This window comes from Streptomyces poriferorum (assembly GCF_019399235.1).
Taxonomy (GTDB): Bacteria; Actinomycetota; Actinomycetes; order Streptomycetales; family Streptomycetaceae; genus Streptomyces; species Streptomyces poriferorum.
Window position 1 is genome coordinate 1 of record NZ_JAELVH010000078.1, and the last position, 23,973, is coordinate 23,973.

At 71.5% G+C, this 23,973-nt stretch carries 25 protein-coding genes and 2 pseudogenes; 8 read left to right on the forward strand and 19 right to left on the reverse strand.

Annotation, left to right across the window (positions count from 1 at the left end; translation table 11 throughout):
• Positions 1-160: 160 nt before the first annotated feature.
• The 4 genes from JGS39_RS16055 to JGS39_RS16070 form a co-directional block, all read right to left on the reverse strand.
• On the reverse strand, positions 161-1,417 hold the full coding sequence (locus JGS39_RS16055) for a DUF6357 family protein (RefSeq protein ID WP_219569776.1): 1,257 nt from the start codon (positions 1,415-1,417) through the stop codon (positions 161-163).
• Positions 1,418-1,533: 116 nt separating this feature from the next.
• Positions 1,534-2,712, reverse strand: a complete 1,179-nt coding sequence (locus tag JGS39_RS16060; protein WP_219569777.1) for an acyl-CoA dehydrogenase family protein — start codon at positions 2,710-2,712, stop codon at positions 1,534-1,536.
• A gap of 102 nt (positions 2,713-2,814) precedes the next feature.
• On the reverse strand, positions 2,815-3,972 hold the full coding sequence (locus JGS39_RS16065; protein ID WP_219569778.1) for a methyltransferase: 1,158 nt from the start codon (positions 3,970-3,972) through the stop codon (positions 2,815-2,817).
• 149 nt (positions 3,973-4,121) lie between these two features.
• Complete coding sequence (locus tag JGS39_RS16070) at positions 4,122-4,319, reverse strand: hypothetical protein (protein WP_219569779.1); 198 nt, start codon at positions 4,317-4,319, stop codon at positions 4,122-4,124.
• 229 nt (positions 4,320-4,548) lie between these two features.
• Between JGS39_RS16070 and JGS39_RS16075 the strand changes: the two genes are divergently transcribed.
• A complete protein-coding gene (locus JGS39_RS16075; RefSeq protein WP_219569780.1) occupies positions 4,549-5,373 on the forward strand; it encodes an endonuclease I family protein in 825 nt (274 codons plus the stop codon).
• Positions 5,374-5,388: 15 nt separating this feature from the next.
• Here JGS39_RS16075 and glsA read toward each other — a convergent pair whose 3' ends face one another.
• From glsA to JGS39_RS16090, 3 genes are all read right to left on the reverse strand, one after another.
• The gene (glsA, locus tag JGS39_RS16080) at positions 5,389-6,726 is read right to left on the reverse strand and encodes a glutaminase A (RefSeq protein WP_219569781.1); all 1,338 of its coding nucleotides are present in this window, start codon (positions 6,724-6,726) and stop codon (positions 5,389-5,391) included.
• A 13-nt stretch (positions 6,727-6,739) separates the two neighbouring features.
• Positions 6,740-7,306 carry a hypothetical protein gene (locus tag JGS39_RS16085; protein ID WP_219569782.1) on the reverse strand — a complete coding sequence of 189 codons (567 nt, stop codon included), beginning with the start codon at positions 7,304-7,306 and terminating at the stop codon, positions 6,740-6,742.
• A gap of 82 nt (positions 7,307-7,388) precedes the next feature.
• Entirely contained in the window at positions 7,389-7,883 is a 495-nt protein-coding gene (locus JGS39_RS16090) for a DUF1269 domain-containing protein (RefSeq protein WP_219569783.1), read from the reverse strand.
• A 122-nt stretch (positions 7,884-8,005) separates the two neighbouring features.
• On the opposite strand from JGS39_RS16090, the gene JGS39_RS16095 reads away from it, so the two are divergent.
• Together JGS39_RS16095 and JGS39_RS16100 are read left to right on the forward strand one after the other, a co-directional pair.
• The gene (locus tag JGS39_RS16095; RefSeq protein ID WP_219569784.1) at positions 8,006-9,121 is read left to right on the forward strand and encodes a baeRF3 domain-containing protein; all 1,116 of its coding nucleotides are present in this window, start codon (positions 8,006-8,008) and stop codon (positions 9,119-9,121) included.
• A gap of 78 nt (positions 9,122-9,199) precedes the next feature.
• Entirely contained in the window at positions 9,200-9,523 is a 324-nt protein-coding gene (locus tag JGS39_RS16100) for a plasmid stabilization protein (protein ID WP_219569785.1), read from the forward strand.
• Between the two features lie 54 nt (positions 9,524-9,577).
• Here JGS39_RS16100 and JGS39_RS16105 read toward each other — a convergent pair whose 3' ends face one another.
• The 7 genes from JGS39_RS16105 to JGS39_RS16135 all read right to left on the reverse strand — a co-directional run bounded on the left by JGS39_RS16105 (position 9,578) and on the right by JGS39_RS16135 (position 18,579).
• Positions 9,578-11,965 carry a phosphoketolase family protein gene (locus JGS39_RS16105; protein ID WP_219569786.1) on the reverse strand — a complete coding sequence of 796 codons (2,388 nt, stop codon included), beginning with the start codon at positions 11,963-11,965 and terminating at the stop codon, positions 9,578-9,580.
• 34 nt (positions 11,966-11,999) lie between these two features.
• Entirely contained in the window at positions 12,000-13,412 is a 1,413-nt protein-coding gene (locus JGS39_RS16110; protein ID WP_219569787.1) for an NADP-dependent succinic semialdehyde dehydrogenase, read from the reverse strand.
• 179 nt (positions 13,413-13,591) lie between these two features.
• Positions 13,592-14,098, reverse strand: a complete 507-nt coding sequence (locus JGS39_RS16115) for an ATP-binding protein (RefSeq protein WP_219569788.1) — start codon at positions 14,096-14,098, stop codon at positions 13,592-13,594.
• A 192-nt stretch (positions 14,099-14,290) separates the two neighbouring features.
• The gene (locus JGS39_RS16120; protein WP_219569789.1) at positions 14,291-16,330 is read right to left on the reverse strand and encodes a xanthine dehydrogenase family protein molybdopterin-binding subunit; all 2,040 of its coding nucleotides are present in this window, start codon (positions 16,328-16,330) and stop codon (positions 14,291-14,293) included.
• 214 nt (positions 16,331-16,544) lie between these two features.
• Positions 16,545-17,531, reverse strand: coding sequence for an FAD binding domain-containing protein (locus JGS39_RS16125; protein WP_219569790.1), 987 nt, complete (start codon positions 17,529-17,531; stop codon positions 16,545-16,547).
• The gene (locus JGS39_RS16130; protein ID WP_219569791.1) at positions 17,528-18,094 is read right to left on the reverse strand and encodes a 2Fe-2S iron-sulfur cluster-binding protein; all 567 of its coding nucleotides are present in this window, start codon (positions 18,092-18,094) and stop codon (positions 17,528-17,530) included. The genes JGS39_RS16125 and JGS39_RS16130 overlap by 4 nt, the downstream gene beginning before the upstream one ends.
• A 92-nt stretch (positions 18,095-18,186) precedes the next feature.
• Entirely contained in the window at positions 18,187-18,579 is a 393-nt protein-coding gene (locus tag JGS39_RS16135) for a hypothetical protein (RefSeq protein WP_219569792.1), read from the reverse strand.
• Between the two features lie 199 nt (positions 18,580-18,778).
• Between JGS39_RS16135 and JGS39_RS16140 the strand changes: the two genes are divergently transcribed.
• Together JGS39_RS16140 and JGS39_RS16145 are read left to right on the forward strand one after the other, a co-directional pair.
• On the forward strand, positions 18,779-19,111 hold the full coding sequence (locus tag JGS39_RS16140) for a DUF6479 family protein (protein WP_219569793.1): 333 nt from the start codon (positions 18,779-18,781) through the stop codon (positions 19,109-19,111).
• 233 nt (positions 19,112-19,344) lie between these two features.
• Entirely contained in the window at positions 19,345-20,172 is an 828-nt protein-coding gene (locus tag JGS39_RS16145) for a VOC family protein (RefSeq protein ID WP_219569794.1), read from the forward strand.
• A 12-nt stretch (positions 20,173-20,184) separates the two neighbouring features.
• Here the strand turns inward: JGS39_RS16145 and JGS39_RS16150 are convergent, their stop codons facing one another.
• From JGS39_RS16150 to JGS39_RS16160, 3 genes are all read right to left on the reverse strand, one after another.
• On the reverse strand, positions 20,185-20,700 hold the full coding sequence (locus JGS39_RS16150) for a DUF6328 family protein (RefSeq protein ID WP_219569795.1): 516 nt from the start codon (positions 20,698-20,700) through the stop codon (positions 20,185-20,187).
• Between the two features lie 120 nt (positions 20,701-20,820).
• The gene (locus tag JGS39_RS16155; protein ID WP_219569796.1) at positions 20,821-21,312 is read right to left on the reverse strand and encodes a GNAT family N-acetyltransferase; all 492 of its coding nucleotides are present in this window, start codon (positions 21,310-21,312) and stop codon (positions 20,821-20,823) included.
• 48 nt (positions 21,313-21,360) lie between these two features.
• Positions 21,361-21,765, reverse strand: a complete 405-nt coding sequence (locus tag JGS39_RS16160; RefSeq protein ID WP_219569798.1) for a DnaJ family domain-containing protein — start codon at positions 21,763-21,765, stop codon at positions 21,361-21,363.
• A 227-nt stretch (positions 21,766-21,992) separates the two neighbouring features.
• Between JGS39_RS16160 and JGS39_RS16165 the strand changes: the two genes are divergently transcribed.
• Together JGS39_RS16165 and JGS39_RS40885 are read left to right on the forward strand one after the other, a co-directional pair.
• Positions 21,993-22,568 (forward strand): hypothetical protein, encoded by a 576-nt coding sequence (locus JGS39_RS16165; protein ID WP_219569797.1) that lies wholly within the window; start codon positions 21,993-21,995, stop codon positions 22,566-22,568.
• Complete coding sequence (locus JGS39_RS40885; RefSeq protein WP_236062959.1) at positions 22,565-23,107, forward strand: hypothetical protein; 543 nt, start codon at positions 22,565-22,567, stop codon at positions 23,105-23,107. The genes JGS39_RS16165 and JGS39_RS40885 overlap by 4 nt, the downstream gene beginning before the upstream one ends.
• Before the next feature lie 132 nt (positions 23,108-23,239).
• Here JGS39_RS40885 and JGS39_RS40890 read toward each other — a convergent pair whose 3' ends face one another.
• The gene (locus JGS39_RS40890; protein ID WP_308120451.1) at positions 23,240-23,578 is read right to left on the reverse strand and encodes a tyrosine-protein phosphatase; all 339 of its coding nucleotides are present in this window, start codon (positions 23,576-23,578) and stop codon (positions 23,240-23,242) included.
• Here JGS39_RS40890 and JGS39_RS40895 point away from each other — a divergent pair.
• Positions 23,559-23,618, forward strand: a pseudogene (locus tag JGS39_RS40895) (tyrosine-protein phosphatase); the annotation flags it as partial. The gene JGS39_RS40890 and the pseudogene JGS39_RS40895 overlap by 20 nt on opposite strands.
• Positions 23,619-23,699: 81 nt before the next feature.
• On the opposite strand, the pseudogene JGS39_RS41685 reads toward JGS39_RS40895, so the two are convergent.
• Positions 23,700-23,819: pseudogene (locus tag JGS39_RS41685) on the reverse strand (tyrosine-protein phosphatase); the annotation flags it as partial.
• Positions 23,820-23,973 lie beyond the last annotated feature (154 nt).

Here is a 23,973-nt window from a genome sequence, read left to right on the forward strand (position 1 = left end):
CGACTCGGCCGGGTAGACCGGCATGGGTCTGCGCACGCGCCGTCAGCAGGACCTGCGACACCTGGGGCCGGGTGGGACCGGGGGAGCACCCGGAGCTGTGTCCACCCGGCCCCAGGTGTCGCAGGTCCTGCTGACGGCGCGTGCGCAGACCCATGCCGGTCTACCCGGCCGAGTCGCGTCGCCGGCGCGCGCGTTCGAGCTCAGCGGCATCCGACATCCAGGAGCCGTGCTCGTCGAGCGCGGCGCAGCCGCCCCGGACGAAGGCGCTCACCAGTTTCCGGTACCCGCGGATCCCGTCGACCAGGCTGTACTCGACCCGGTACTCCGGATCCGCTCCGCCCTCGCCCTCGCGCGCTGTCGTGATCCGGGCCATGGAGTCCGCGTAGAAGTGGAGCTGGATCCCTTCGCCCATCGCCTCGTCCTCGATGGTGAACACTTCGTTGTTGCCGGCATAGCGATCGCCGACGAACTCCCAGAACTCCGCAGTGGCAGTGCGGGGATGGCTCCGGAGCCATTTCTTCTCGGCATCCTTGTCGTCGGTGAACGAGAGGCTTGTCTTCCTCGCGCTCCCGCCGCGGTCACCGGCAGCCTCCTCGTCATCCTCCATGGGCATGCTTCTGGTGCGGTCGACGGCCTCCGAGCACATCAAGAAGCTGACGGTGCCCACCGCGTCGTCGACGAGCCCGGGGTGCGCACGGCGCACGGCGGCTTCCGCCGTCGCCGCCATCCGCTCCCAGTCGCGTTTGTCCGTACCGTGCTTTCCCCGTCGCGGGTCGCGGCCGATCCGCATGCCGGCGCACGCCAGCTCCGCAGTGGCGATCACCCGCATGACCTCGGGGAGCAGCGCTGGGTCGACGGCATCGGGCGTGCGCCTCGGAATCGTCGCGCCGTGCAGGTACTGGCCCGTGTACTTCAGGATCGCGGTGTCGAGTGGACCGAGTACCTGCCCGCGCTCGGCGCGGCGGCGGTTCGCCCGGTGCTCCTGAACCCGCTTTCCGTCCGACGCCTCCGTCGCCGCGCGCATCGCCGCGCAGACCTGACCGCGCTCCAGCAGATCGATGTCGGCTCCATGCGCGATGAGCCGTCCCCTGTCCCACTGGATCCGCCCGAAGGCAGCGTCGACGTCCGCCGGCGCGGAAAGGAGGATCGGGTCCAGGAGCGCGACGGCAGCGTTCTCGTCGAGCCGGCCCCGGGTTCCGGCCGCGTCGCACAGCGGAAGGACCGCACTCCACAGCAGCAGGTGCCTGGCCAGGTCCTCCCGGATCACCGCGAGATGGGCTTCCCCGATCGGGAACGTGAAGGTGCGGGGCTCGTGGTTGGCGTCGGCCCCGGCACCGAGCATCAGCTTCAGTTCACCGTCCTCGCGGATCACTTGCGGGATCCAGCCGCTCCGGCGTGTGAAAACGATGTCCCTCATGGCCCCAGTCTTCCCCATCAGGTCATGCGCGTGCGCAAGTGGGGATCCGGGACCGGTCCCCCGCCGGTCGCCGGTCGGCCTGCGCGAGACAGACGGCATGACCGTGCCACGAGCTCTCAGCGGCGTACCCGCGGCATCCCGAGGCCGATCCACGAGATGATCTCCCGCTGGATCTCGTTGTTGCCGCCGCCAAACGTGAAGATGACGGCGGACCGGTATCCGCGTTCGAGTTCGCCGTGCAGGACGGCGCCCGCGGAGCCCTCCTTGAGCGGCCCTGCCGAGCCGACGACCTCCATGAGCCAGGCGTACGCGTCGCGGCGCGCCTCGGAGCCGTAGACCTTGACCGCGGAGGCGTCCTGCGGAGTGAGGGTGGCGTGCTGGACGGCGGACACCATCTGCCAGTTGAGGAGCTTCATCGCGTCGAGCCGGACGTGGGTGCGGGCCAGTCGGGCGCGGACCCATCCGAGGTCGATGACGCGGCGGCCGTCGGCGAGGCGGGTTTCGGCGGCCCAGCGACGGACGTTGTGGAGGGCGCGGATGGCCATGGTTCCGTGGGCGGCGAGGGTGACGCGTTCGTGGTTGAGCTGGTTGGTGATGAGCCGCCAGCCCTTGTTCTCCTCGCCGACCCGGCGGGAGACGGGGACGCGGACGTTCTCGTAGTAGCTGGCGCTGGTGTCGTGCGAGGCGAGGGTGTTGATCAGGGTGCAGGAGTAGCCGGGGTCGGACGTCGGCACGAGGAGCATCGTGATGCCCTTGTGCGGCGGGGCGTCCGGATCGGTGCGGGCGGCGAGCCAGACCCAGTCCGCGGTGTCGCCGTTGGTCGTCCAGATCTTCTGTCCGTCGACCACGTACGTGTCGCCGTCGCGCACCGCCCGGGTCTTGAGGGCGGCGAGGTCGGTGCCGGCGTCGGGTTCGCTGTAACCGATCGCGAAGTCGATCTCCCCGGCCAGGACCTTCGGCAAAAAGTAGGCCTTCTGCTCGTCGGTGCCGAACTGCATGATCGTCGGGCCGACGGTGTTGAGGGCCATCAGCGGGAGCGGTACGCCCGCCTGGGCCGCCTCGTCGAAGAAGATGAACTGTTCCATGGGCGACAGACCGCGGCCGCCGTACTCCGTGGGCCAGCCGACGCCGAGCCAGCCGTCGGCGCCCAAGCGGCGGATCGTCTCGCGGTAGAAGCGCTTCTGGGCGGCCGGGTCGGCATAGCGCGCGTAGGCGTTGTCGGGGACCAGGGCAGCGAAGTACGCATGCAGCTCAGTGCGCAACTGCTGCTGTTCAGGCGTGTATTCGAGGTGCACGGCCCCTCCAGGAGTCTCGCTTCGCGTCGCCCGTGTGCGGCGGCGCACACAGTAGAACGTGTTGCAAGAATCCGGAAGGGGCGCGGGCCGGCTGCCCGGATGTCAGCGTTTGACGGCGCGCAGCACGACGAACTTGGGGTCGCCGGCCACCGTGGTGCAGTTGCCGAAGATGCGGCGGAGCTGGGTGTGGTACGCGAGATGCCGGTTGCCCACCACCCACAGTTCGCCGCCCTGGCGCAGCGCGGTGCGCGCGCCGTGGAACATGGTGCGGGCGGTCGCGTCCGTGGTGGCCTGGTGCGAGTGGAACGGCGGGTTGCAGAGGACGAGGTCGGCGCCGCCGGGCTCCGCGCCGTCCAGTCCGTCGCCGACCACGAAGCGGGCCTCGGCGTCCGGTCCGGCGTTGGCCCGGAAGGTCGCCTCGGCGGAGGCGAGGGCCTGATAGGACTCGTCGACGAAGGTGAGCGAGGCCTCGGGGTCGGCGAGTGCGGCGGCCAGGCCGAGCACTCCGTTCCCGCAGCCGAGGTCGACTACCCGGTCGGGGCCGCTGCGCGCCGGAAGGTGCTTGAGGAAGAAGCGGGTACCGATGTCGAGCCGCTCCGCGCAGAAGATCCCGGCGTGGTTGACCACCGTGCGGCCGGCGACGGCCCCGACGTCGTCGGGCAGCTCGTAGTGGTACGGCCAGGGGCTGGGGGTGCGGGTCAGGGAGGGGTCCGGCGTGCAGTGGATGAGCCGGGCCTTCTTGACCGCGAGCGAGGTGCGGGTGGGGCCGATGATCCGCTCGAACAGCTTGAGGGTGGAGGTGTGGATCTCCTTCACCATGCCGGTGCCGATGACGACCGTGCCGGCGTGGACGGCGGGGGCGAGCCGGTGCAGCTGGTCCTCGAGGAGCGCGAGGCTCTTGGGCACACGGACGAGCAGGACGTCGATCCGGTCCGGCGGCGCCTCCCGGGCGGACAGCAGGTGCACGGCGTCCGGATCGGTACCGTTGCGTTCCAGGTTCGCCGCAGTCGCCCGCTGCGCGAGGTAGGAGTCGGTGATCTGTACGGGGCGGTGCGCGGCCAGCACCGTGGCCAGCGCGCCCCAGCGGTCGCCGACGATCACGACGCGGCCGGAGAGGCCGACCGGCTCGGCCCCGTCGATCCCCTCCAGGTGCCGCAGCAGGTATTCGTCGGACGCGTCCCAGGCTCGGAACGGGTCGCGGGGGTTCTCGGGGAATCGGGCGAGGTCGTAACCAGCCCCTGACGTCGTCAAACGGTTCATATTGTGTTCAGGCTAACCGAGCAGCGCCGTACGCCCCGCACAACCTGCCGCCGGCGAGCGCCCGCGCAGCGCCACCGCCGCGGTGCGGCCCGGCGCCCCGGTGCCACCGGCGGGCGCCGGTGGCCACCGCGGGCGCCGGGCCGGGGTGCCTACGGCAGCTGCTTGTCGAGGGCCGCCCTGCCCTCCCTGGCAAGCCTGCGTTCCGCCCACTCGAGATTCCCGGGTGTCAGGTCGCGCCCGGAGGCGAGGACCACGTCCTCCGCCGAGGGATGGTCGCTGGCACCGGTGTGCAGAAGGCTGTCGGGGGTCACGCCCCGTGCGGATATGGATTCGGGCTCGTCGCTCATGCCGCCTCCTCGTCCTTGCGGCAATTCTCGCCCCCCTCCGACGGGGGCGCATCCGATGCCCGCACCGACCCTCACTTGACCTGCACATGATAGGTACGCAGCGTTCACACCTCGGTCACGGTGCGTGTGGAAGGCTCCCGCTGACCACCAAGCAACACGACCACCGCGGAGCCGCCCCCCACCCTGTGACGGCGCCGCGGTGCCCGTATTTCCGGAGAGGACACCCCACATGTCCCGTCGTCACCTTTTCCACCGGCGCCCCCTGCTGGCCACGCTCGCCGCGTTCGCCGTGCTCGGCGGAACCGCTGCCGCCGCACCGGCCGCGACACCCGAGGCTCCGGCGCGGTCCGCAAGCCCGCTCGGCGCCCTGGACGACACGTACTACCAGGACGCGCTCGGCAAGACCGGCACCGCGCTCAAGGGCGCCCTGCACACGATCATCAGCGACCAGACCAAGCTCAGCTACAGCCAGGTCTGGGACGCGCTCAAGGCCACCGACGAGGACCCGGCCAACGCCTCGAACGTGATCCTCCTCTACACCGGCCGCTCCGAACCCAAGAGCGACAACGGCGGCAACGTCGGCCAGTGGAACCGGGAGCACGTCTGGGCCAAGTCGCACGGCGACTTCGGCACGGCCACGGGCCCCGGCACCGACATCCACCATCTGCGCCCGGAAGACGTGTCGGTCAACTCCACACGCGGCAACAAGGACTTCGACAACGGCGGCACCGAGCTGGGCGACGCACCCGGCAACTACACCGACGGCGACTCCTTCGAACCGCGCGACGCGGTCAAGGGCGACGTGGCCCGCATGATCCTCTACATGGCGGTGCGCTACGAGGGCGACGACTCGTTCGCCGACCTCGAACCCAATGACAGCGTGTCGAACGGCTCCGCACCGAACATCGGCCGGCTCTCGGTACTGAAGACGTGGAGCGAGCAGGACCCGCCGGACACCTTCGAGCAGCGGCGCAACGACGTCATATTCGATCAGTTCCAGCACAACCGGAACCCGTTCATCGACCACCCCGAGTGGGTGGAGGCCATCTGGTGACCTGACCCTCCCGGCTCACTCCGAGGCCGTCGCCGTGCACCGGGCGACGGCCTCCTCCCGGGAAGCGAAGGAGCGCGTGGCCCCGTCCTCCTCGCCCGGCTCCCGCAGACGGCCGTCCGGGTCGGCCACGGCGGTCCGCCTGCCGTCGGCGGCGAGCCTGGCCAGCCCGCTGCGCAGCATCGCCCGGGCCACGGTGTCGATGTCCGTCACCCGCACCAGATCGAGCACCACGGCGCCGGTCCGCCCCTTTCCCGCTTCGTCCAGGGCGTACAGGACCCGCTCCGCCGCGGTGAAGTCCAGTGCTCCCTGGGCGGCGGCGACCGCCACCCCGCTGTGGCCGGCGCGCTCGCCGCCGGTCTCCGGCCCGCCCGGCAGGTCGCCGGCCGTGGTGACCAGAGTGACGGTTGAGCCCGCCAGCGCCGGGTTGTACATGAGGTGCAGGCCGAGGCGCTCCGAGAGCATCCCGATCGCCAGATGTCCCCGCACGGACGTCCCGGTCCGATCGAGCAGCGGGCTGTACGCCGCCAGCCCGAACCGGGCCGGCCCGGCGGCGATCAACCCGCCGGACACGCCGCTCTTGGCGGGCAGCCCCACCCGGAGCAGCCAGTCGCCCGACGCGTCGTACATGCCGCAGGTCGCCATCACGGCGAGCACCTGGGCGGCGACGGGTTCGGCCACCACCCTGTCCCCGGTGAGCGGATTGACGCCGCCGTGCGCCAGGGTCGCCGCCATCGCGGCGAGGTCCAGGGCCGTGACCCGTACCGAGCACTGCCGGAAGTACGTCTCCACCGCCGCCACCGGGTCCACGGGCAGGGGCCCGGTGCTGCGGATGAGGTAGGCGAGAGCGCGGTTGCGGTCCCCGGTGGCGGCCTCGGAGGCGTACACCTCCTCGTCGACGTCGAGCCTGCGGCCGGCGAAGCGGCTCAGGCAGTCGAGGATGCGTCCGAACCTCGGCGCGACGGGGGTGTCCGGGATGAGCGCCGTGGTGACGATGGCACCGGCGTTGACCATCGCGTTGGCCGGGCGCCCGGTGGAGCGCTCCAGACTGATGGCGTTGAACGCCTCGCCGCTGGGCTCGGCGTTCACCCAGCGGGACACCTCGTCGAGGCCCAGGAGGGACAGGGCCAGTGCGTAGACGAACGGCTTCGACACGGACTGGATGGTGAACGGGGCGCCGGCATCGCCCGTGCTGTACCGGTGACCGTCCATGCTGATCAGGGCCAGACCAAAGGCGCCCGGGTCGGCCAGGGCCAGTTCAGGGATGTAGTCGGCGAGTTCGCCTTCGCCGACCCCCGCGTACCTGGAGTGCAGTTCTCGCAGCGCGTCCGTGACCGCGCCGGTGGCAGGGCTCACCCGGTCCCGGCCGTCAGCCGCGCTCGGCCTGGGCGATCCGGGGGAACGACTTGACGCCGGCGGCCTTGCGGCTGTTGGCGTGCTGACTGACCGTCCGGTCCGGCGGTGCGTCGGCGAAGCCGAGCACCACGGAGTCGAGGACCTTGCCGGACGCGTCCACGAACTCCACCCGCACGGCATAGAAGGCGGCCTCGTCGGTGCGGTTGGTCACCCGCACGAGGGCGCTGCGGAACTGCTCCGATGCCGCGACCGGGAGTCCGTTGACGGAAACGTCCTCGACGGCGTTGCCCTTGCCCTCGACACCCTCCAGCGTCGCCACCGCCTTCTGCCGGTTGCGTTCCACGTCGGCGGAGACCGAGGCCGCGAAGTCGTCCTGGGTGCGCGGGCTCTCGGTGGCCGTGGCCGTCCTGGCCGGCTCCGGGGACACGGTCTGGACGCTTCGGGCCGTTCCCTGCGACGAACTGTCGTCGCTGTCGCAGGCCGCGGTGCCGCCGACGATCAGCGCGGCGAGCAGGGCGGGGGTCAGGCTGCGGGCGGCGCGGCGGCCGGGGGCACGCCGCGCGGGACTGGTCTGGTTCACGGACGCTCCGTCTGCTGGGAAGTACGAAGGGAAGTAGAGGCCGACGAGAGGAGGGCCGGCCGCGGGGCCGGTTCCAGGGTGGTCATGCCGCGTCCTCGCCGAAGACGTCGCGGAGCCGCTGCTCACCGAGGGTGTCCAGATTGCTGTGGAGCAGTTCGGCTCCGCCGCCGGGGAGCGCCTCGCCGATCCGGTCGGGCACCTCGTTCATGGTGAGCAGGAACAGGGCCGAAGTGCCGGGCGTGATCTTCTCCTTGACCTCGGCGATGAAGTCGTCGTCGATCCCGACGTCGGCCAGCTTTCCGCCGAGCGCTCCGGCGGCCGCGCCAATGGCTGCGCCGAGCAACGGCATCAGGAAGATCAGGCCGAACAGCATGCCCCAGAAGGTGCCGCTGAGAGCGCCCGCGCCGACCAGGTTGAGCAGCTGTTTCGTTCGCGGCTTCGCACGGTCGGCGGGCCAGCTGACGACGGCCGCGTCGAGGATCTTGATCAGTCCCTCCTTCTGAAGGGATTTCAGCGCTGTCTCCACGTCCTCCGCGCCTTCGGCCGACTGGAACTTCCACACGGTGAGCGTGGACATCGCGCATACCTCCCGAACCCTGGAATGACCAACTCGCCCATATTAGGATCAAAAGGTATGAATTGACTCGTCGAATCACCCGCTCGCACGGCAGTGCGCACAAGTCCCCCGGGAGGGAACTGATGGATACGGACGCCCTGACCGCCGGTCTGCTGCAAGAGCTCCGCGCGGCCAAGCCCTATCCGGCCCTGTCCCTGACCATGCCGACGCACCGGCGCGCACCGGACAACGCCCAGGACGCCGTTCGGCTGCGCAACCTGGTGTCCGAGGCCGGCAGCCGGCTCGACGCCGACCCCGACGCCAACCGCGAGGTGCGCGCGGCGGTCAGGCAGCAGCTCGACCGGGCGGTAGACGAGGTCGACCCGCGCCGCGCCCTGGACGCACTGGTGATCCTCGCGACGGCCGACGAGTTCCAGATCTGGCAGCTGCCCCGCACCGCACCCGAACGGGTGGTTCTCAGCGACACCTACCTGACCCGCAACCTGGTCGCCGCGAAGGCGCAGGCGCAGCCGTTCTGGACGCTCACCGTGTCCGCGGACCACGCCGCCTTGTTCAGCGGAACGTCCGACGCCGCGCACGAGGAGCACATCGGCGGGTTCCCGCTGACCGCTCCGCGGGAGGCGCCCAACCCGCAGCGCGAGGAACGGATCGGTGACACGCCGAGCACGTTCACCGACGAGGAGACCCGGCAGTTCATGCGCACGGTGGACGAGAAGCTGCGCGGGGTGCTGGCCACCGATCCGCGCCCGCTCTACCTGGTGGGCCTCGCCCCCGCGCTCGCGCTGCTCGACGAGGTCGGCGAGGTCGCCAAGGACGCGGTGGGGCGGGTCACCAAGGGCGCGCCCGCCGACACCTCGCCCAGTGATCTGCTGACCGAACTGCGCCCCGCGCTGGAGGCCCGGCAGAAGCGGTTCGCCGCGGAGATCGACGGCAAGCTGGACGAGGCCCGCGGGCGGCGTGCCTTCGCCGGTGGACTCGACGAGGTGTGGGCCGCCGTACGGGAGGGGCGCGCCGGCCTGGTGGCGGTGGAGGAGCACTACCAGCAGACGGTGCGGGTCGACCGGGAGCACCTGGTGCCGGTGAGCGGCGACGCGGTGGACCCGGCGGACGGCAGCGTCCGCGAGGACATCGTCGACGAGCTGGTCGAAGCGGCGCTGGACAGCGGCGCCGATGTCGTGTTCGTCGCGGACGACTCGCTCAAGGAGCACGGACGGATCGCGGCGGCACTGCGTTACTGAGCGGATGGCTCCGGCCCGGGCCCTTTTGTCACACTGGAGGTGTCCCCCGGGCCCAAGCCACCGAGAGGAGAACGCGTCATGCCACGCGGATCGAATCGGAAGCGGGTACGGCAGTACGAGCACATCAAGGAGAGCGCCCAGGAGCGCGGCGTCAGCGAGGACCGTGCCGAGGAGATCGCCGCCCGGACCGTGAACAAGGAGCGTGCCCGCGCCGGTGAGTCGCAGACCGCGAGCCGTACGTCGGTCGAGGACATCTCGTCCTCGCGGCGTGGCGGACTCCGCTCGCACAGCGGTGCCGCGGGCCCCACCCGCGACCAGCTCTACGAAGAGGCGAAGCACAGGAACGTCAAGGGTCGTTCGGCCATGACGAAGGCGGAGCTGGCCCGCGCGGTCGGCCGCTGACCCCAGCACGGCGAAGGCCCGGACGGCGCGTCCGTCCGGGCCTTCGCCGTACCCTCATCCCTCCCAGGTCCAGTCCGCCACCTCCGGCAGGTCCGTCCCGTGGGCGCGGATCCAGTCGTGGTGGCGGGTCCGGGTGTCCGCCATCTCCTGGCGCACCGCCACCGCACGGCCTCCCAGGCCGGGGACACGGTCGATGACGTCCATGACCAGGCGGTAGCGGTCGAGGTCGTTGCGGACCACCATGTCGAAGGGCGTGGTGGTCGTGCCCTCCTCCTTGTAGCCCCTGACGTGCAGCTGGGCGTGTCCGGTGCGGCGGTAGGCCAGCCGGTGGATCAGCCAGGGATAGCCGTGGTAGGCGAAGATCACCGGCTTGTCGCGGGTGAACAGGGCGTCGTACTCGGAGTCCGGCATCCCGTGCGGATGCTCGGAGTGGGGCATGATCCGGGCCATGTCGACGACGTTCACCACCCGCACGGACAGTTCGGGCAGATGCCGTCGCAGCAGTCCGGCGGCCGCGAGGACCTCAAGGGTGGGTACGTCCCCTGCGCAGGCGAGCACGACGTCGGGTTCGCGGCTGCCGTCCTCGGTGCCCGCCCACTCCCAGACACCCGCGCCGCGCGCGCAGTGCGCGCGGGCCTGGTCGAGGGTGAGCCAGTCGAAGCTCGGCTGCTTGCCGGCCACGATCACGTTCACGTAGTCGCGGCTGCGCAGTGCGTGGTCGGCCACGGAGAGCAGGGTGTTCGTGTCCGGGGGCAGGTAGACACGTACGACCTCGGGGCTCTTGTTCAGGATGTGGTCGACGAAGCCCGGGTCCTGGTGCGAGAAGCCGTTGTGGTCCTGGCGCCAGACGTGTGAGGTCAGCAGGTAGTTGAGGGAGGCGATGGGGCGGCGCCACGGCAGCCGCCGCGAGGTCCGCAGCCACTTGATGTGCTGGTTGACCATCGAGTCGACGATGTGGGCGAACGCCTCGTAGCAGGAGAAGAGTCCGTGCCGGCCCGTGAGCAGATAGCCCTCCAGCCAGCCCTGGCACAGGTGCTCGGAGAGCACCTCCATGACCCGGCCGTCGCGGGCGAGATGTTCGTCGGTCGGCAGGGTGTCAGCCTGCCAGGCCTTTCCGGTGGCCTCGTACAGCGCGTCGAGGCGGTTGGACGCGGTCTCGTCGGGGCCGACGACCCGGAAGTCCCGCCGGTCGGCGGTGGCCGCCATGACGGCCTCCAGCAGGCCGCCGAGTACCCGGGTCGGTTCGTGGAGGACGGTCCCCGGCCTGTCCACCTGCACGGCGTGCTCGTCGAGAGCCGGCATCGGCAGATCGCGCAGCAGCAGCCCGCCGTTGGCGTACGGGGTGGCGCCGAGCCGCGCCTCGCCTTCCGGCACACAGGCGAGGACCTGGTCCGTGGGGCGTCCCTCGGAGTCGAAGAGTTCATCGGGCCGGTACGAGCGCAGCCAGCGCTCCAGCTGCCCCAGGTGCTCCGGGTTGTCGCGGACCCCGGGCAGCGGGACCTGGTGGGCGCGCCAGGTGCCCTCGACGGGCAGTCCGTCGACCTCGGCGGGCCCCGTCCAGCCCTTGGGGGTACGCAGCACGATCATGGGCCAGCGCGGCCGTCCGGTCTCACCGCCGGTCCGGGCGGCATCCTGGAGCTCCCGGATGCGGTCGACGGCGCGGTCCATCGCGGCGGCCATCGCCCGGTGCACCGTGAGGGGGTCGTCCCCCGCCACGTACAGGGGCTCGTGACCGTAGCCGCGCAGCAGGGCGTCGAGTTCCGAGTCCGGGAGGCGGGCGAGCACGGTCGGGTTGGCGATCTTGTAGCCGTTGAGGTGGAGGACGGGAAGGACGGCCCCGTCATGCACGGGATCGAGGAACTTGTTGGCGTGCCACGAACCGGCGAGCGGTCCGGTCTCCGCCTCGCCGTCACCGATGACGCAGGTGACCAGCAGGTCCGGGTGGTCGAGTGCGGCGCCGTACGCGTGGGCCAGGGCGTAGCCCAGTTCGCCGCCCTCGTGGATGGAGCCAGGGGTCTCCGGCGCGACGTGGCTGGGCACGCCGCCGGGGAAGGAGAACTGCTTGAACAGCAGCGCCATCCCCGCCGCGTCCCTGCTGACGTCGGGGTACGTCTTTGAGTAGCTGCCCTCCAGCCAGGAGTTGGCGAGGACGGCGGGGCCGCCGTGCCCGGGGCCCCAGACGCAGAGCGCGTCGGTGCCGCGCGAGGCGATGACGCGGTTGAGGTGGGTGTACACGAGGTTGAGGCCCGGCGAGGTGCCCCAGTGGCCGAGGAGCCGGGGTTTGATGTCCTCGGGGACGAGCGGCCGGGCCAGCAACGGATTGTCCATCAGGTAGATCTGCCCGACGGCGAGATAGTTGGCGGCCCGCCAGTGCGCGTCGAGCGCGGCGATCTCTTCGTCGGTCGGGCCGGTCGTCGACGCGGACGGCGGGGCGTCACTCATGGTCACCTCTCAGCTGGCGGGTGCGGTGGTCCGGTTACCTCGGCTCGGGGCCGTACCAGACGGTGGTGGCGTTGCAGAACTCGCGGATGCCGTGACCGGCGAGCTCACGTCCGTATCCGGAGCGCTTCACCCCGCCGAACGGCAGCGCGGGGTGCGAGGCCGTCATTCCGTTGAAGAACACACCGCCCGCCTCCAGGTCACGGATGCAGCGCCGGCTCTCCTCGGCGTCGCGGGTCCAGACGTTGGAACTGAGCCCGAAGGGCGTGTCGTTGGCCAGCGCCAGGGCCTCGTCGAGGCTCTCGGCCCGGTAGAGCGTGGCGACGGGGCCGAAGGTCTCCTCGTGGTGGATGCGCATGGCGGGAGTGATCCCGGCGAGGACCGTCGGGGCGTAGAACCAGCCGCGCTCCAGTCCGCCGGTCAGACCCTCGGGCCGGCCGCCGCCGCACAGGGCGGTCGCGCCGTGGCGTACGGCGTCGTCGACGAGCTCCTCCAGGTCGGTGCGCCCCTGTTCGCTGGCGAGCGGACCGATGTCGGTGGACTCCTCCAGCGGATCGCCCACGGTCAGGTCGCGCATGCCCACGGTGAAGCGTTCGGCGAACTCCTCGTACACCTGCGTGTGCACGATGAACCGCTTGGCCGCGATGCAGGACTGTCCGTTGTTCTGGACGCGGGCGGTGACCGCCGTGCGGGCCGCCTTGGCCACGTCGGCGGAGGGCAGGACGAGATAGGGGTCGCTGCCGCCGAGCTCCAGGACGGTGTGCTTGACCTCGTCCCCCGCGACGGCCGCCACGGCGCGGCCGGCCGGTTCGCTGCCGGTCAGGGTCGCCGCGGCCACCCTGCGGTCGCGAAGGATCGCCTCGACCGCTCCGGAGCCCACCAGAAGCGTCTGGAAGCACCCGGCGGGGAATCCGGCCCGGTGGAACAGGTCGCCCAGGTACAGCGCGGTCTGCGGCACGTTCGAGGCGTGCTTCAGCAGACCCGTGTTGCCGGCCATGAGTGCGGGCGCCGCGAACCGCACGACCTGCCAGAGCGGGAAGTTCCACGGCATCACGGCGAGCACGGTGCCCAGCGGCCGGTAGTGGACGTACGCGCGGGAGGCGCCGGAGTCCTCGACATCGGCGGGCGAGGGGTGCTCGTCAGCGAGCAGTCCCTCGGCGTGGGCCGCGTACCAGCGCATGGCCTTGGCACACTTCGCCGCTTCGGCCCGGGACGCCTTGAGGGGCTTGCCCATCTCCAGGGTCATGGTGCGGGCGATGTCCTGCTGGTCCTCGTCGAGGAGGTCCGCGGCGCGGTTGAGCAGCCGGGACCGTTCGCCGAATCCGGTGGTGCGGTAGGCGCGGAAGGCGGCGTCCGCCGCGGCGAGCCGCCGCTCGATCTCGTCCGCCCCCTGGGCGTCGAACGTTCTGAGGGTCTCGCCGTTCGCGGGGTTGACCGTCGCGATGGGCATGACTGTGGCCTCCTTGCCTCGGTACTTCGACCGTGCCGCGCCACCGGCACCGGCGCAACGCGGGCCCCCGCCCTCCGCATACCCGACCGGCGCGGACCATGCATGCCTGAGGCATGCGATCCGCGCCGGAGGGGGCAGGGGTGGGTCGGGAGTGTCGGGGCCGCTTCGTGCGGCGTGCCTCAGACGAGGGCGGGGGCGTCGGTCCGGCGCGGTGCGGCCTCGGGGAACTCCTCGACCACGGCGGCCGGTGCCCGGCGGGACTCGCGGACCCCGGGCAGCGGCGGCAGCGGCACCAGCTCGATGTGCTGGGGCTCCTGCGCGTAGCGGGTGAACCAGACGACCTTGCCCTCGGCCGTCCGGCAGGTGCCCCAGCTGTCGCTGAGGGCCATGACGCGGCTGAGGCCGCCGCCCTCGTGGAGCAGCCGCGGCATGTCGGAACCGTTGTCGGCGACGGAGACCGTGAGGTGCCGTCCGGACCAGCGGAGTTCGAGGACACAGGTGTTGTCGTCGCCGACGTGCCGCTGGACGTTGGTCAGCAGCTCTTCCACAGCACGGCACACGGGCCGGATGTGGAGTTCGAGACTCCAGTGGCGGAGGTGTGCGGCGACTATCCGTCGCAGCTGGGACACACGCTCTGCCGATACCTGGAGTTCGACCAGATAGTGCCGGTCGAGTGGAACGGTCATCGTCGAGGCTCCTCACATCGAGGCCCACTTGCTTCGCCTCGTCGAACGAACGACCCCCGAATACGAAGAGTGAGCAGATGTCACTTCTGGGTCACTCCTCAGAGTGAGGCCGCAGGGCCGGATGCGCAACACATCCGGCCCAGCACCCCCGGTGACCGGCACACATGTGCCCGGTGGACAGGGGCGTCGGCCTCACCGCAGGGCGGACAGCACCCGGTCCGGAGCGAGCGGGAGAGTGCGCAGCCGGACACCGGTGGCGTGGTGGAAGGCGTTGCCGAGGGCCGCGGCCGCGCCGACGATGCCGATCTCTCCGATGCCCTTGCTGCCCATGGGGTTGAGATGCGGGTCGTCCTCGTCGATCCAGTACGCCTCCAGGCCGGTCACATCGGCGCAGGCCGGCACGTGGTACGAGGCGAGGTCACTCTCCGTGAAGTCCCCGAAGACCGGATCGAGTGAGCTGCTCTCGGTCAAAGCCATACCGAGCCCCATGGTCATGCCGCCGATGAACTGGGAGCGTCCGGTACGGGAGTTGAGGATGTGACCGGCGGCGAAGACCCCGAGCATCCGGCGTACGCGGACCTCACCGGTCCGCGAGTCGACCGCGACCTCCGCGAAGTGGGCCCCGAACGCGTGGCGCGCGTGGGGCGACTCCTCGGCCGTCTCGTCGGTGGTGTCCGCGGTGACGGTCACTCCGGCAGCGGGCAGCGGTCCGGAGCTCTCGCCGAGCCGCTCCACGAGGGCGGTGGCCGCCTTGTGTACGGACCAGCCCCAGGAGGCGGTGCCGGAGGAACCTCCGGCCAGCGGGGCGTCCGGCAGATCACTGTCACCGATGTCGACGGTCACGTTCTCCACCGGCGTCTCCAGCACGTGTGCGGCGATCTGGGCCAGGACGGTCCGGGCACCGGTGCCGATGTCGGTGGCGTTGACGGCGATGCGGTAGGAGCCGTCGGGGGCCGCGTGCGCCGAGGCGTGGGAGGCGGCGGCATAGACGGGGTACGTGGCGGCGGCGACGCCCGTGCCGAGCAGCAGGGGGCCTTCCCGGCGCACTGCCGGACGCGGGTCGCGGTCGTTCCAGCCGAAGCGGGCGGCCCCGTCCCGGAGACAGGCGGCGAGATTGCGGCTGCTGAACGGCTTGCCGGAGTCGGGCTCGGCGGCCGGGTCGTTGCGCAGGCGCAGTTCGACGGGGTCGAGCCCGAGCGCCGATGCGAGTTCGTCCATGGCCGATTCGAGGGCGTACATGCCGGGCGCCTCGCCCGGGGCGCGCATCCAGGACGGGCTCGGCACGTCGAGCGCGGCGACCCGGTGGACGGTCCGGCTGTGCGCGGATCCGTACATCACGCGGGCCGGCACGGCGGCCTGTTCAACGAACTCCTTGACGGTGGAGGTGTGGGTGCTGATCTCGTGGGCCACCGAGGTGAGGGTCCCGTCGCTCGAAGCGCCGAGCCGGACGCGCTGCACGGTGGGTGCCCGGTGGCCGACGACGGCGGCCATATGGCGCCGGGGCATGGCCAGTTCCACGGGACGTCCCGTGTGGAGCGCGGCCATGGCGGCGAGCACGGCCTGGGGGCGCGGAGTGCCCTTGCTGCCGAATCCGCCGCCGACGTGCTGCGACACGACGGTGACCTGGTCCGGCCGGAGTCCGAAGACGGTGGCGAGGCTGTCGCGCACCTTGGTGGCGCCCTGGCTGGAGTCGTACAGGGTGAGGCGCCCGTCCTGCGACCAGAGGGCGGTCGTGGCGTGCGGCTCCATGGGGTGGTTGTGCAGCGGCCCGATCGTGTACGTGGCGTCCACCTGGACGGGCGCCGCGGCGAACGCGCGGTCGACGTCGCCGCGTTCACGCACTGCCGGGTACCCCCCGTTGGCGGTCTCCGGCGTGTACAGGCCGTCGTGGTCGGCGGTGAGGACGGCGTCGTGCGCGGCGGTCTCATAGGTGATGTCCAGCGCCTCGGCGCCGGCCCGTGCGCCTTCGAGGGTGTCGGCCACCACCAGAGCGACCTGCCAGCCCCGGTGCGGCACACGGTCGTTCTGGAGCACGGCGAGGATCGGGTCGTCCGGCTCCCGGGTCCTCGGCGCGTTCTCGTGGGTGAGGACGGCGTGGACACCGGGGAGGGCGAGGGCGTCGGCGGTCCGGATCGCGGCGACCCGGCCGCGGGGCACGGTGGCGGGCACCGGCCAGGCGTACAGGCAGCCGGGCAGGTTGCGCTCGGCGGCGTAGCGGGCGACGCCGGTCACCTTGTCGCGGCCCTCGCGGCGGACGACGGGGGCGCCGAGCGGCTGGGGGCGTGGCTCATGGCGGAATCCTCGGCTGTTAAGGGGGCACCCGCTGGCGGGCGCCCCGGGGGGCGTGCGTCTTCAGGCACCGGCATCCTCAGGCACTGCATCCTCAGACGCCGGCATCCTCAGGCACTGGATCCTCAATGGCAGGCATCTGCGAGCGCAGGCGCCTTCAGGCGCGGGTGGTGAGTGCGGCCAGGGCATCGACGGCGAGGTGGCGGGCCAGAGTCACCTTGAACGCGTTGTCGCGCAGCGGCCTGGCCGCCGCCAGTTCGGCGTCCACCGCGCTCAGGTACACAGCGTCACCGGCGGGTGCGCCGCGCAGCGCCTCCTCGGCGGTGCGGGCGCGCCACGGCCGGTGGGCGAGTCCGCCGAACGCCAGCGCGGCGTGCTCGATCCGCCCTTCGCGCACACGGAGGACAGCCGCCACGGAGGCGAGGGCGAACGCGAACGAGGCCCGGTCACGGGCTTTGCGGTAGAGGGAGACCGTGCCCTCGGGAAGCGGAGGAAGGACCACTTCGGTGATCATTTCGTCCGGCCGGATCACCGTGTCCGCACTCGGGTCGTCCCCGGGCAGACGGTGGAATTCGGTGACGGCCACCGTCCGTTCACCATCCGGTCCGTACAGGAGGACCACGGCGTCGAGGGCGGCGAGCGCCACCGCCATGTCCGAAGGGTGGGTGGCCACGCACTCGGTGGAGTGACCGATGACCGCGAGGTCGCGGTGGGCGCCCTCACGGGCCGGGCAGCCGCTGCCGGGTTCCCGCTTGTTGCAGGGCTTCGACGTGTCCTGGAAGTACGGGCAGCGGGTGCGCTGGAGCAGATTGCCGCCGGTGGTGGCCGTGTTGCGCAGTTGGCCCGACGCCCCGGCCAGCAGCGCCTGGGAGAGCGCGGGATAGCGCGTACGGACAGCGGGGTGGGCGGCCAGATCGCTGTTGCGGACGGTGGCCCCGATGCGCAGTCCGCCGTCGGCCGTGTCCGTCACCCGGTCCAGCGGCAGCCGGCTGACATCGATGAGGAGGCCGGGACTCTCCACGCCGAGTTTCATCAGGTCGACCAGGTTGGTGCCGCCGCCGAGGAACCGGGCCCCGGGACGGGCGGCGCTCTCGCGGACGGCCTCGGCGACCGATGCCGCGCGCAGATAGGCGAAGGGCTTCATGACGCGACATCCCCGATCGCCTCGACGATACGGGGGTACGCGCCGCACCGGCACAGGTTGCCGCTCATCCGTTCGCGGATCTCGGCGGCGTCGAGTGCCACCGGGCCGGTGACGGGCGCGGTGGGGGCGGTCGCGTGGGACGGGAAGCCGTCCTGCGCCTCGCCCAGCACGCCGATGCCCGAACAGATCTGCCCCGGCGTGCAGTAACCGCACTGGAGCGCGTCGCGCTCCAGAAAGGCCTCCTGGAGCGGGTGCAGCCGGTCGTCCGCGGCCAGGCCCTCGACCGTGGTGATCCGGGCTCCGTCCTGCGCCACGGCCAACAGCAGACAGCTGTTGGCGCGCCGGCCGTCCACGAGCACGGTGCAGGCGCCGCACTGACCATGGTCACAGCCCTTCTTCGCCCCGGTCAGGCCCAGGTGCAGGCGCAGCGTGTCCAGGACCGTGGTGCGGTGGTCGAGCGTCAGGGTGTGATCGGTTCCGTTGATGTTCAGGGTGAGGGTGGAACGGTCGCCGGCTGCCCGCCCCTCCCCCTCGCCGCTCCTCCCCCGGCTGGTCGGCTCCACGTGACGACACCTTTCGAGAGGTAGTTTTGTCTGCTTTCTACCAGTCCGGTGGCGGCTCCGCGTCGTGAACCCGGGGCGGCGTGGCGTTCGGCCTACTTGTTCTTCAGCCGCAGCCGGACCTCTTCCTCCTGGTCACCGGAGACCGTGCCGACGACCTGCACGGCGAAGGCGTCCGTCAGCCGCTCCCGGAGCCGGTCGACCGCCCAGTAGCCGCCCTGGACGTCGAGGGTGACGGGCTCACCGAGCGCCACCGACCCGGACACCACCCGGGCCTCGGCGACGTCGACGGTCACGACCCATGCCGTGGGCCGCTTGCCGTTGACGTCCTGGGGTACGTCGACCGAGGCCCGGTCGGTGACGAAGGCGGCCCGCAGCACGTCGAAGACCGTGCGCGCGTCGTCCTTCCCGCACCCGCTGACGACGACCGACACCTCGCGGCCGTCCCGGCTCTCCTCGGACTGCTGCTTTTCCTGTGTGCTGTTCACCGCGGTTCCTTCCCAAGGGGTCACTTCCAGGCTCGCCCCGCGGGCGGACGCCTGCGACACGGGCGGCCCGGAAGCCCTGCGAGTACCCGTGAACGAGCAGCCCACGCCGTTCCAAACATTTTCGACATCTATATCCACTTAAAACATGAATTCGATGCCAGGGTCGAGTGACGACCTCGTCCTGGGGTATCCGGCAAGCATGGATGTATCGGATGGAGCCCTGAATTCCCTGGCCATCACCCTCGCGGACGGACGGGGCGCGACCGGCGCGGTGCTGGGCGTCGTCGGCGTGGTCCTGGTGGCCGTGCTGATCGGCGCCTTCTGGCTGGGCAAGCGGCGGCGCGACCAGGAACTGCCGCCGCCCCGGCCCGAGGAGCAGCCGTTGGCACCGGACCACCGCACACACGTCGAGGAGCCCGACGTCCACGGCGACGACGCCTTCCCTCCGGATGGCCGCGGGCTGTCGCCCTACGAGCTCGGTGATCACGGGAACGAGACCCTCCACCGGGACGACGACGAGCGCCGCGACTGAGCGGCCCCCGCGTTCGGAACGAGGCAGGCGCCGTCCCGGCCCGGTGGCCGTCCCCCCGGAAGCGCCCCTTCTCCCGGTCTCCCCGCCTCCGGCCGGTCGGCCGCGTCACCGCGTGTTGCGGGAGCGGCCGCCCGCTCGCGTGTTGCGGGAGCGGCCGCCCGCGGAGAGGCTGGTGAGGGCCCTCAGGGCCACCGGCACACATCTGCCGCACCCCCCATGAAGGCAGTAGGACCATGACCGGAAGTACCTCTGGTACGGCATCCGCGCCCGCACCGCTGACCGGGCCGGCGGCGCCCTGCTGGGTCAATCTGATGACCCTGAACCTGGAGTCCGCCCAGGAGTTCTACGGCCCGGTGATGGGCTGGACGTTCCGGCCGGGCAAGCTCGGCCAGGAGTTCTCGGTCGCCCGCCGCGGCGACGTACCCGTCGCCGGGATCGGCGCCGTGGCGACCACCTTCCACGTCGCGGTGGCGTGGACGCCCTACTTCGCCGTCCAGGACGCCGATGCCACCGCTGCCCGGATCCGGGAGCGCAGCGGAACCGTGGCGGTCGGCCCCCTGACGCTGGGCAAGGGGCGCGGCGCACTGGCAGCCGACCGGGACGGTGCGGGCTTCGGCATCTGGGAGCGGACCGCGCCCGCGACGTCGCCGCCCGCCCCGGACGGGCATGCGCACGCCTGGCTGCGGCTGCGCACGCGCAACGCGTTCGACGCCGCCATCTTCTACGGCGAGGTCCTGGACTGGGCAAGCGGACGGCCCGGCTCCTGCGAGGTGGCGTACGCGAAGGACGAGGTGGTCGTCCGGTGCGGCGGGCGCCAGCTGGCCCGGATCAGTTCGGGCGCGCTCGAGGCCGCGCCCGACCCGCTGGTCCGCCCGCACTGGCAGGTCAATTTCCCGGTGGACGATGTCGCCGCCGCTGTGGCGTCGGCCCGGACGCTCGGCGGTTCACTGGTCGAGGAGCTGTCCCGGCCGGAGGGACGCGAGGCCACACTCATCGATCCGGACGGCGGGCTCTTCACCCTGACGGACGTCCACCACGCCGAGGACACCGGCGCGCCGTGACTCCGTGCGCCGTCACCGCTCTCCCCGACCACCGTGCGACCGGGCCAGCGCCCAGGCGGGGAAGACGAACCAGCAGATGAGGAACCACAGCGCCATCCCGCCCACCAGCCAGAGGGCGAGTGCGTTGTGCAGCGCCACACGCAGGATCAGCAGGAGCGCCGAGCACATCGTGCAGAACAGCAGGATCAGCCCGATCACGGTCAGGCGTGACGCCCAGGTGACCGTCCGCGGCTTCATCCGCCGCCCCGTGAGCAGCCGGTGGTACGACACGGGCCCGATGAGCGCGCCCGCCGTGGCGGAGCCGAACATCACCGTGACCACGTAGATCGTCCGGTCGGTGTCGGAGAGATCCGTGAAGCGCGGCTGGAAGACGACGGCGAGCAGGAAGCCGAAGAGGATCTGTACGCCGGTCTGGGCGACGCGCAGTTCCTGGAGCAGATCGGTCCACCGGCGGTCGGCCCGTTCCTCCTCCGTCTCCCGGCGCCCCCACCCGCGGTCCTGTCCCTGCTCCTCCTCGGGTGGGCTCACCGTGGACCTCCGTCCGCCTACGCACAGCGCCTGTACAGGCCGTGCCCCTTTTCCCACACGGTAGACCTCCGGCAACCGGGCCGCCCGCCGCGTCGCGGGACGCCGGCTCCCCGGCCCCTCTCAGCCGACGGGCAGCACGAGTGCGGGACGGTCCCACATCACCGCGGGCGGTGCGGCCCGCACGGTTCCGGTCCGCTGGGCGCCCACGCTCGCGTAGAAACCCTCGGCCGGCGGATGCGAGACGATGCGCACCTCGGTGAGTCCCGCCGCGTGCGCTTCTTCCCTCATGTGCCCGATGAGCAGACGCCCGATCCCGGCGCCCTGCGCGTCGTCGGCGACGAACATGAGGTCGAGCTCGGGCGGGTCGAGGATCAGGGAGTAGAAGCCGAGCAGCCGGCCGGTTGTCTCCCCCACGGCCGCGAAGACCCTGTGCGTCTCGACGTAGTCGTGGCCCACCCGGTAGCCGGCGACCATGGGCGCGTACGGGCCCTCGTAAGCGCGGGAAGTTCTCACGAGCCGGGTCAGGCGCTTCGTGTCCCGTGCACCGGCCCGCCTGATTCCGACGTCTTCGCCAAGGGCCCGGCGCGCTCGCGGCGTAATGCCTGATCTCATGCTCCGAGTATTACGCACCCGGGGTGGGACGGGACGCCACCAGGGACTTCAGGAGTTGCGGCGCGCCGTGCGCCACTCCTCGACGACGGCCTCGACATCGAACGGCTCGAGGTTCAGGAGCGGCCCGGGCGGCGGCCGCCTGACGGCCTCGGCGATCTTCTCGTTCACCTCGTCCAGCATCCGCCGCACCCGGGCCTCGGTCGGCGTCCCGGGCACGGCGGCGAGTGTTTCCTCCGCCTCCTTGCGCAGGGCCAGCGCCGGCGGAAGCACGGACATCCCCTCGCGCTCCATCTTCGCCTTGATCCACCAGGCCTCGTCGTACGGACGGTCGAGTCCTTCGAGGGGCTTGCCGAACCCGGGCAGCTGCGAGAAGTCGCCACGCTGCTCGGATTCCCGAATCTGCTTGTCGACCCATGACTCGAAGCTGACGCCCGCAGGTTTGCGCTCGGTCACCGTGATGCCCCTCTCGGAGATGCCTGTGGTGTGCCGCCCCTTCACGATACCCACGCCGTCCCGCGACGACCGGACCCGGCCGGGCGGGCAGACTCCGGGCCTTGCAACGCGGACGGCGGGGTACACGAGCAGCACGCCCGTCCGGACGACGACGGGACACGACCGAAAGGGATGGTGAGAGTGATGCACAGCCACACGCGAATCCGGACCCGGCGGGAGTGGTGACCATGACGACCGTAGTGATCATCGTCGCGGTGGCCCTGGTGGCGGTCTGCGCGGCTGCGTTCCTGTACACACGGCAGGCAGGCGGCCAGGGAATGCGGCGGCGCTTCGGACCCGAGTACGACCGGGCCGTCGCCGGCCACGACGGCGACACGAAGGCCGCCGAACGTGAGCTGCACGAGCGGTTGAAGCGGCACCGCTCCCTGCACGAGCGCCCCTTGACGCCCGAGGCGCGCGCCCAGTACTCGGAGCGCTGGACGCGGATCGAGGGCGGCTTCGTCGACGCGCCGCAGCAAGCCGTGGCAGAGGCGGACGTCCTGCTGGCCGAACTGGCCCGGGACCTCGGTTTCCCCGACGGCAGCGACTTCGGGGAGCAGAGCGCCGCGCTCTCCGTTCACCACGCCGAACACGTCAACGGCTATCGCCGGGTGCACGCCGCCAGGCAGGGCGACGACGGCACGGAGGACTTGCGGGAGGCGCTGCTGGAGGCACGCGGCCTGTTCGACGTCCTCGTATCGAACGGAACGGACCGACCTGTTCGTCGGCACGCGCACCACGCGGAAGGAAGTGGCAAGGCATGACGCACGACACCGGAAACATCCCGCCCGTCCCCAGCAACGTTCCCGAGGCGGCGAAGCAGCCCCGGACCACCGCTCCCGACGCAGGCGCGGACCGCGGCACCCGGGAGACCCGCACAGCGAGCGCCGGAGCGCCGGGCACCGCAGGAAGCCCGCGGCCGGACAGCACCCCGGACGCGAGGCCGCGGACGAAGACCCCCGCCTCGGCCTCGGCGCCCCTCAACGGGGAGGGTACGACGGATGCCGCCGACAGAAGTGCGGCCCACACGCTCCGCCCCCTCTTCCCGGAGGCCGACCACGACAAGCTCGCCCTGCGGATCCAGCACGCGGTGAGCGAGTTCGTCGAGAGCCCCCGCCGCGCGGTCGAGGAAGCCGAGAGCACGTTCGACACCGTCGTCGAGGGCCTCAAGGACGCACTCGAGGAGCACCGGCGCACACTCGGAACCGTCGGACGGGACGGTGATCCCGGAATGCGGACCGAGGAGCTGCGCGTCACGCTGCAGCACTACCGGGACCTCACCGAGCGGCTGCTGCGCGTGTGAGGCGCGGCCGCCCCCACGGGCCCGCGGGCGCGGCGGCTTTCCCGCAGGGAGGAACAGCCTCCCGACCCTGACATGACTCTGCCCCGGCGCGATCGCCGGGGCAGAGTCATGCGGTGCCGTGCCGCCGGCCGGTCAGCCGGCGGACACCACGAGGTCGTCGCGCAGCCGCCGCAGCGCGGCTTCCGGGATGCGCAGTCCGTCGCGCGCGTACCCGTCGATCCCTCCCCAGCGCTCGTCCATGGCGTCCAGCGCCGTTTCGAGGTAGCGGGGCCGGACCTCGATGATCGCGGAGGCGATCTCCGGGTCGCCGCCCGCGTCGAGATAGCTCTGCACGGACGGCCGGAAGGCGACCCGCATCACCGGGTTCACGGAGAGGAACTCCTCCCGCACGACATCGCGCGAGGCACCGAGCAGAAGCAGCAGCAGGGCCGCCCCCCAGCCCGCCCGGTCCTTGCCCGTCTTCCACTGCACGACGGGCAAGGACCGGGCGGGCTGGGGGGCGGCCCTGCTGCTGCTTCTGCTCGGTGCCTCGCGNGACCGTACGGATGCCGAGTACGGCCACCGTCCGGTCGTGCACCGGATCGTGCCCGCTGAGCTGACCCGAGCGCAGCACCACGCCGGGCCGCACCTGCCGGCCGGGCCCGAGAGCGATGCCGCCCAGATCCCGCAGGTTGAGAACAGAGGCTGCCGGGACGGCCCTGGCGGTTTGCACGATGAGATTCCTCTTTTCCCGACACGTATCCGAACTGATTTCGGCCTGGCCGGATCAAAAGTCGCATGATGTCGGGAAATCGACAAAGTAAAACGCCGGTGATCATCGATCGAGCGCGCCGGGCAGGCCCAGGGGTGCGCCAGAAGGGGCGCAC

Coding starts and splice junctions, on each gene's coding strand:
- JGS39_RS16055 (WP_219569776.1), bottom strand. CDS start 1,417: ATGAGGGACATCGTTTTCACACGCCGGAGCGGCTGGATCCCGCAAGTG.
- JGS39_RS16065 (WP_219569778.1), bottom strand. CDS start 3,972: ATGAACCGTTTGACGACGTCAGGGGCTGGTTACGACCTCGCCCGATTC.
- JGS39_RS16070 (WP_219569779.1), bottom strand. CDS start 4,319: ATGAGCGACGAGCCCGAATCCATATCCGCACGGGGCGTGACCCCCGAC.
- JGS39_RS16075 (WP_219569780.1), top strand. CDS start 4,549: ATGTCCCGTCGTCACCTTTTCCACCGGCGCCCCCTGCTGGCCACGCTC.
- JGS39_RS16090 (WP_219569783.1), bottom strand. CDS start 7,883: ATGTCCACGCTCACCGTGTGGAAGTTCCAGTCGGCCGAAGGCGCGGAG.
- JGS39_RS16095 (WP_219569784.1), top strand. CDS start 8,006: ATGGATACGGACGCCCTGACCGCCGGTCTGCTGCAAGAGCTCCGCGCG.
- JGS39_RS16100 (WP_219569785.1), top strand. CDS start 9,200: ATGCCACGCGGATCGAATCGGAAGCGGGTACGGCAGTACGAGCACATC.
- JGS39_RS16105 (WP_219569786.1), bottom strand. CDS start 11,965: ATGAGTGACGCCCCGCCGTCCGCGTCGACGACCGGCCCGACCGACGAA.
- JGS39_RS16110 (WP_219569787.1), bottom strand. CDS start 13,412: ATGCCCATCGCGACGGTCAACCCCGCGAACGGCGAGACCCTCAGAACG.
- JGS39_RS16115 (WP_219569788.1), bottom strand. CDS start 14,098: ATGACCGTTCCACTCGACCGGCACTATCTGGTCGAACTCCAGGTATCG.
- JGS39_RS16125 (WP_219569790.1), bottom strand. CDS start 17,531: ATGAAGCCCTTCGCCTATCTGCGCGCGGCATCGGTCGCCGAGGCCGTC.
- JGS39_RS16140 (WP_219569793.1), top strand. CDS start 18,779: ATGGATGTATCGGATGGAGCCCTGAATTCCCTGGCCATCACCCTCGCG.
- JGS39_RS16145 (WP_219569794.1), top strand. CDS start 19,345: ATGACCGGAAGTACCTCTGGTACGGCATCCGCGCCCGCACCGCTGACC.
- JGS39_RS16155 (WP_219569796.1), bottom strand. CDS start 21,312: ATGAGATCAGGCATTACGCCGCGAGCGCGCCGGGCCCTTGGCGAAGAC.
- JGS39_RS16165 (WP_219569797.1), top strand. CDS start 21,993: ATGACGACCGTAGTGATCATCGTCGCGGTGGCCCTGGTGGCGGTCTGC.
- JGS39_RS40885 (WP_236062959.1), top strand. CDS start 22,565: ATGACGCACGACACCGGAAACATCCCGCCCGTCCCCAGCAACGTTCCC.